Here is a 6,321-nt window from a genome sequence, read left to right as displayed (position 1 = left end):
GGCTACGCGAGTGCGCACGAATCCTCCTTCCGTGTCGAGATAGATTGCCGGACAACGGCATTCCGGCCGGTGAAGGCCGCCGGATCGGTTTCCGGCAGCTCATCGCCCGGCCGGGATGCCGGAGTCGTCGATAACAGTGCGGGCACGACTCAGCCCGGGAACTGCGCTTGTTCGGTGGCCAGGGTGACCCATCGGGTGTTGGAGAAGGCTTCGATGCCCCAGCGTCCGCCGAAACGGCCGTAGCCGGAGGCTTTGAATCCGCCGAAGGGGGCCTGCGGTTCGTCCATGATGGTCTGGTCGTTGATGTGCACGATGCCGGTCTTCAGGCGCGTGGCCACGCGCAGGCCGTGGGTGCTGTTCTCGGTGATCACGCCCGCGGACAGGCCGTTCTCGGTGTCGTTGGCCTTGGCGACGGCCTCGTCGTCGGTGGTGAAGGTGTCGATCACGCAGACCGGCCCGAAGGACTCGGTGTAGTGCAGCCGCGCGTGCGTGGGCACGTCCGTCAGCAGCGTCGCCGGGTAGTGCGCGCCATTCGGATCTCCGCCTCCGGCAAGGAGTTTCGCGCCGTCGGTGACCGCGTCGGCGACGAGTTCGGAGACCCGGGACGCGGCGGCGGTGCTCATCAGCGGGCCCAGGGCGGTCGCGGGGTCGGTCGGGTCGCCCGTCGGCAGTGCGGTGAGCGCGGCGGCGAATTTGGTGCGGAATTCCTCGGCGAGGGATTCGTGCACCAGCAGGCGATCGGCGGACATGCAGACCTGTCCGGAGTTCAGGCATACGGAGAAGGCGGCGGCCGCGACGGCGTAGTCGACGTCGGCGTCGTCGAGCACGATGACCGAGTTCTTGCCGCCGAGTTCCAGGACGGCGGGCTTGAGATGCTGTGCGGCGAGGGTGCCGATGATCCGGCCCACGCCGGTGGAACCGGTGAAGTTCACCGCGCGCACGCGCTCGTCGGCGATGAGCGTCTCGGCGATGACCGGCGCGTCGGCGGGGTCGTTGGTGATGACGCTCAGTACGCCGTCGGGTAGCCCGGCCTCGTGCAGGATGTCGGCCAGGAACAGTCCGGCCGAGAACGGGGATGCCTCGCTGGGCTTGAGCACGACGGTATTCCCGGCCGCCAGCGGTGCGGCCACGGCGCGCACGCCCAGGATGATGGGGGCGTTCCAGGGTGCGAAGGCGGCGACCACGCCGATCGGCTGTTGCACTGCCATGCCCAGGACGCCGGGCTGCTGTGCGGTGAGCACCTCGCCGCGCGGCGCGGTGATCGCGGCGGCCGCCTCGCGCAGGATGTTCGCGCCCAGCCACACGTTGAATCCGGCCCACCCGGCGGTCGCGCCGACCTCGCTGGCCATGAGCCGCACGGCCTGCTCGGTCTTGGCTTCGAGCAGATCGGCGGCGCGCAGGAACACCGCGCGCCGCTCGAAGGGGCTCAGCGCGGCCCAATCGGCGAAGGCGGCGTCGGCGGCGTCGACGGCGGCGGTCACATCGACGGTGTCTGCCGCGGCGACGGTAGCGTAGAGCTCTCCGGTGTGCGGTGACGTGACGGAAGTGGTCCGGCCACTCTTGGCGGGCCGGTCGGCTCCGCCGATGATCAGGTCACGGGCGATGGTCATGATGTCTCGTTTCGGTACGGCGCTGTCACCGGAACTCGCAGTTGCGGGGCATACCGCTCAGGCGCGGTGTTCTGGTGTTATCGGTCCAAGCATCGTGATGGTGTGTTCTGGACCACTAGTACTTTTCCATTCAATGGATGAGACTTTTCACTGACTCGCGCCGAGTGCCCGGGAGATCCCGAGGGCGGTGGCCTGCACTGCCGGGGCGACGCTGCGCGCGGTGTCGTCGTTGGCGACGATGACCGCCAGTGCGGCCACCACCCGACCACGGACGGTGCGCACCGGCGCGGCCATGGAGGTGGTGGTCTCGTCGAGGTGTCCGGGACAGAAGGCGATTCCCGTCCGGCGGATCTCACCGAGAAAGGCGCGCAACGCCTTCGGGTCGGTGACGGTGTGCGTGGTGAATCGGGTGAGCGGGCGGGTGAGGATCGAATCCTGAAGTTCCAGTGGGCCGTTCGCCAGCAGAACCAATCCCGGGGCCGAGGCGTGCAGGGGCAGGCGTCCGGCGTACCGGCTCAGATTGCGCACCGATCCGGGTGCGGAGAGGCGTTCGATGTAGAGCACCTCGCTGTCCTGCAGCACGGCCAGTTGCACGTGATTGCCGATCACGGCGTGCAGGTCCTGCATGAACGGCATGGCCAGCTCGCGCAGGCCCAGGGTGGGCGAGGCGCGTGAGACCAGTTCCCACATCCGCACGCCGATCCGGATGCGGCGATCGGCGTCGCGCCGCAGCCAGCCGTATCCGATCAGCTCGTTCACCAGGCGTGAGGTGGTCGCCACCGGCAGGCCGGTGCGGCGGGCGAGTTCGGACACGCCGATGGCCGGTACGTCGGCGTCGAACGCCTCGAAGATCCGCACTGCGCGGGACAGCACGGATTCGCCGCTGGGTGATCTGGCCATTAGACGCTTGCGACCTGGCCGAACGGGTCCTCCGCCATACGGGTCACCCTAGTCGGCGCGATACGGGTGCGAAGATTGCGTTCGTGACCGCAGCCAATGAAGATCGCGACGCTGTCGCCTCGCCCTCGACGCTGTACCTGATCAAACAGGTGGAGCTGGCGGTGCGGGCGGTGATGGACGACGCGCTGCGTCCGCTGGGGCTGACGCCGTTGCAGTACACGGCGTTGACGGTGCTCGAGCGGCGTGGCGGGCTGTCCTCGGCGCAGCTGGCCCGCAGAGCGTTCCTGCGGCCGCAGACGATGCACGTCATGGTGCGAACCCTGGAGGAACGCGGGCTGATCAGCCGGGATCGGGATCCGGGCAACCGCCGGGTGCTGGTCGCGTCGCTGACCGATCGGGGACGTGAACTGCTCGAGCGGGCCGGGCCGCACATCGAGCGGATCGAGTCCGTGCTGCTGGCCGAGATGAGCCAGCGGCGGAGTGCGGAGTTTCGTGCCGCACTACGGCAGGGCATCGCCGCGCTGACGACCGAGGCCGCCGCGCGGGGTGTTTCGGCGACCTCTCCCGCTGACGAGTAACCGGAGAGCTGTTGACGACGAGCGGTTTCGGCGGCACCATAGGAGCGAAATCATCAGCATTACTGATAATGGAGCGCGCCGATGACGACAGCGACAGAGCCTTGGGGCGAGACCGTGAGCGTGCAGTTCGAGGAGGGCATCGCCTGGGTCACGCTGAACCGCCCGGACAAGCGCAACGCGATGAACCCGGCCCTGAACACCGAGATGTGCCGGGTGCTGGACCATTTGGAGGGCGATCCGCGCTGCCGGGTGCTGGTGCTCACCGGTGCCGGCGAATCCTTCTCCGCCGGAATGGATTTGAAGGAGTACTTCCGCGACGTCGAGGCCTCCGGGGATCTCGCGCTGCAATATCGGGTGCGCCGGGAGAGCAACGAGTGGCAGTGGAAGCGATTGGCCTACTACCCCAAGCCGACCATCGCGATGGTGAACGGCTGGTGCTTCGGCGGGGCCTTCACCCCGCTGGTGGCCTGTGATCTGGCGATCGCCGACGAGACCGCGAAATTCGGTCTGTCCGAGGTGAACTGGGGCATCCCGCCGGGCAGCGTGGTGACCAAGGCGCTGGCCGCGACGGTGTCGCAGCGCGACGCCCTGTACTACATCATGACCGGCGAGCCGTTCGACGGTGCGCGGGCCGCGCAGATGCGACTGGTCAACGAGGCCGTCCCGGCGGAGCGGCTGCGCGAGCGGACCCGGGAACTGGCCCTGCACCTGGCCGGGCTCAATCCCGTTGTGGTGCACACGGCCAAGGTGGGCTACCGGTTCGCCGCGGAGATGAGCTGGTCGCAGTCCGAGGACTACCTGTACGCCAAACTGGATCAGAGCCGGGCCCTGGACGCGGACCACGGCCGGGAGAAGGGCCTGTCGCAGTTCCTGGACGACAAGAGTTACCGTCCCGGGCTCGGCGCGTTCGATCCCGCGAAATAGGAACGGCCACAACCGAAACGGCATCGGCGAGTGAGGATGGATCGTGCGGAATCGGGGACTCGGCTCATGGCCCGCCCGGCGGGCCCGGATGACGCCGGATGCGGTGGCGGTGATCGGCGCGGGCCGGTCGATCACCTTCGCGCAGTTGTACCGCAGGGTGGCGCGGGTCTGCGGGGAACTGCGGGCCGCGGGAGTGCGCGCCGGTGATCGGATCGCCTATCTGGGGCCGAATCATCCGGCCTATCTGGAACTGCTGTTCGCGGCCGGTGCGCTCGGCGCGGTCTTCGTTCCGGTGAATTTCCGCAGTGCCGCAGCCGAAATCGACTACGTCCTCGGCGATTCCGGTGCGCTGGTGTTGTTCTACACCGAGGCCTACCGAAATGTCGTGGCGGAGTTGACCGTCGAGGTCGGGGTGATCCCCGTTGCCGCGGACGGGGTGCTCGCGGACGGGGTCGACGGCGATGTCCGGGTCCCCGACGAACCGGTGGACCTCGACGATCCCTGCGTGATCATGTACACCTCGGGGACCACCGGACGTCCCAAGGGCGCGGTGCTCACGCACGGCAACCTGACCTGGAACTGCCTCAACGTCCTCGTCGAATCGGATATCGCGACCGACGAGGTGGGTCTGGTGTCCGCGCCGCTGTTCCACGCCGCCGCGCTGGGCATGCTGTGCCTGCCGGTACTGCTCAAGGGCGGCTGCGTCATCCTGCTCGAGAAGTTCGATCCCGCAGTGGTTTTCGATGCGATCGAACGTCATCGGGTGACGCGGATGTTCGGGGTGCCCGCCATGTACGACGCGCTGGCCGCGTTCGATCGCTGGGACACCGCGGACCTGTCCAGTATCCGGGTGCTGCTGTGCGGCGGAGCCCCGGTGCCGCACAACACCATTCGGCGCTATCTGACCCGCGGGCTGACCTTCGTGCAGGGGTACGGGATGACCGAGGCGTCACCGGGTGCGCTGCTGGTGGATCCCGAACACGCCGAGACGAAGGTCGGATCGGCGGGTGTGTCCTCGTTCTTCAGCGATGTCCGGGTGGTCGACGATCAGGGTGTGCCGGTGGCGGACGGGGAACGCGGCGAGGTGATCGTCAGCGGACCCAATGTGATGTCCGGCTACTGGAATCGCCCCGCCGAGACCGCGGAAGTGTTGCGGGAGGGCTGGTTCCACTCCGGCGACGTCGCCACCGTCGACTCGGACGGATACGTGTACATCGTGGACCGGATGAAGGACGTCATCATCTCCGGCGGGGAGAACATCTATCCCGCCGAGGTGGAGAACGTGCTGACCGCACATCCGGCCGTGGCGGCCTGCGCGGTGATCGGCGTCCCGGACGAGCGCTGGGGCGAGGTCGGCCGGGCCGTCGTGGTCCTCGCGGCCGGACAGGATGCGGATCCGCAGACGCTGCTCGCCTTCGCCCGCGAGCGGCTGGCCGCATACAAGGTGCCCCGGTCGGTCCGCTTCGTCGATGAACTGCCCAAGGGCGGTTCCGGCAAGGTTCTCAAATCCGTTGTGCGTGAACTCCATGGATGATCGGCCGCGCGCATCCCGAGTCGAGCGGTGATCGCCCCGGCTGCGGGCCGCCCTCGTTGCGTGGCGGCCCGCTGCGCCGATCAGGGCTGTGCGACAAGCGTTTCCGAGCGCTGGACCGTTCCGGTGATCCCGGACGCGTCCTGACCTGCCAGCAGAACCGCCGCGCGAGCGATCGTTTCCGGAGGTTCGATCATGTGCTCGGGGATCTCCCGGCCACCGCCCGCGGCCTGCCAGCCTTCGGTCAGCACGACCCGCGACGGACTCAGACAGTTCACGGCGATGTTGTCGCCCCGAAGATCCGAGGCCAGGCCCAGATACAGACGTTCCACCGCGGCCTTGGACACCCAGTAGGCATTCGCGCCGCGATCGATCATGTCCACGCCGGTGGTGGTGATCGCCATGAGCGATCCACCCCCGCGCGACTTCAGATGCGGGATGACCGCCTTGGTCACCAGGAACACCCCGGTCAGGTTGACGTCCAGGCAGCGCTGCCAGCGTTGCAGCGGAGTCGTCTCGATCGGCCCCATCCACAGCACACCGGCGTTGGCGACCAGGACGTCGATGCCGCCGAACGCGGAAACCGTTGTGGCGACTGCCTGTTCGATCGACTCCTCGCTGGATACGTCGCACGGGATCGGCAGCGCCCGCCCGCCCGCGGCCTCGATCCGCTCCGCGACCGCCCCGATCGTGCCGGGCACCCGTCCCTCGGTCTCCGAGCGCGCGGCGACGGCGACGGACGCCCCTGCTGCCGCGAGTCCCTGGGCGATGGCCGCCC

Annotated in this window: 6 protein-coding genes; 3 read left to right on the top strand and 3 right to left on the bottom strand. The window is 68.4% G+C overall.

Features of this window, described 5'->3' with window-relative positions; genetic code table 11:
* Window positions 1-149 precede the first annotated feature (149 nt).
* Both NM2_RS46690 and NM2_RS46685 read right to left on the bottom strand, forming a co-directional pair.
* Window positions 150-1,610 (bottom strand): aldehyde dehydrogenase family protein, encoded by a 1,461-nt coding sequence (locus NM2_RS46690; protein WP_067684206.1) that lies wholly within the window; start codon window positions 1,608-1,610, stop codon window positions 150-152.
* A gap of 147 nt (window positions 1,611-1,757) precedes the next feature.
* Complete coding sequence (locus NM2_RS46685; protein ID WP_067684203.1) at window positions 1,758-2,510, bottom strand: IclR family transcriptional regulator; 753 nt, start codon at window positions 2,508-2,510, stop codon at window positions 1,758-1,760.
* A gap of 83 nt (window positions 2,511-2,593) precedes the next feature.
* Here NM2_RS46685 and NM2_RS46680 point away from each other — a divergent pair, with 83 nt between their 5' ends.
* The 3 genes from NM2_RS46680 (at window position 2,594) to NM2_RS46670 (ending at window position 5,546) form a co-directional block, all read left to right on the top strand.
* Window positions 2,594-3,088: a MarR family winged helix-turn-helix transcriptional regulator gene (locus tag NM2_RS46680; protein ID WP_245718593.1), complete on the top strand. Its 495-nt coding sequence runs from the start codon at window positions 2,594-2,596 to the stop codon at window positions 3,086-3,088.
* An 81-nt stretch (window positions 3,089-3,169) separates the two neighbouring features.
* Window positions 3,170-4,012, top strand: a complete 843-nt coding sequence (locus NM2_RS46675; protein WP_067684200.1) for a p-hydroxycinnamoyl CoA hydratase/lyase — start codon at window positions 3,170-3,172, stop codon at window positions 4,010-4,012.
* 43 nt (window positions 4,013-4,055) lie between these two features.
* Window positions 4,056-5,546, top strand: coding sequence for an acyl-CoA synthetase (locus NM2_RS46670; RefSeq protein WP_067684196.1), 1,491 nt, complete (start codon window positions 4,056-4,058; stop codon window positions 5,544-5,546).
* Window positions 5,547-5,626: 80 nt separating this feature from the next.
* On the opposite strand, the gene NM2_RS46665 is transcribed toward NM2_RS46670, so the two are convergent.
* Window positions 5,627-6,321 (bottom strand): SDR family NAD(P)-dependent oxidoreductase (locus NM2_RS46665; RefSeq protein WP_067684193.1); only part of this gene is annotated, 695 nt, incomplete at its 5' end.

The organism is Nocardia miyunensis NBRC 108239 (assembly GCF_001613065.1).
GTDB classification, from domain to species: Bacteria; Actinomycetota; Actinomycetes; order Mycobacteriales; family Mycobacteriaceae; genus Nocardia; species Nocardia miyunensis.
The sequence above is the reverse complement of the archived record's forward strand: the minus strand, read 5'-3'. Positions and strand labels throughout refer to the sequence as shown.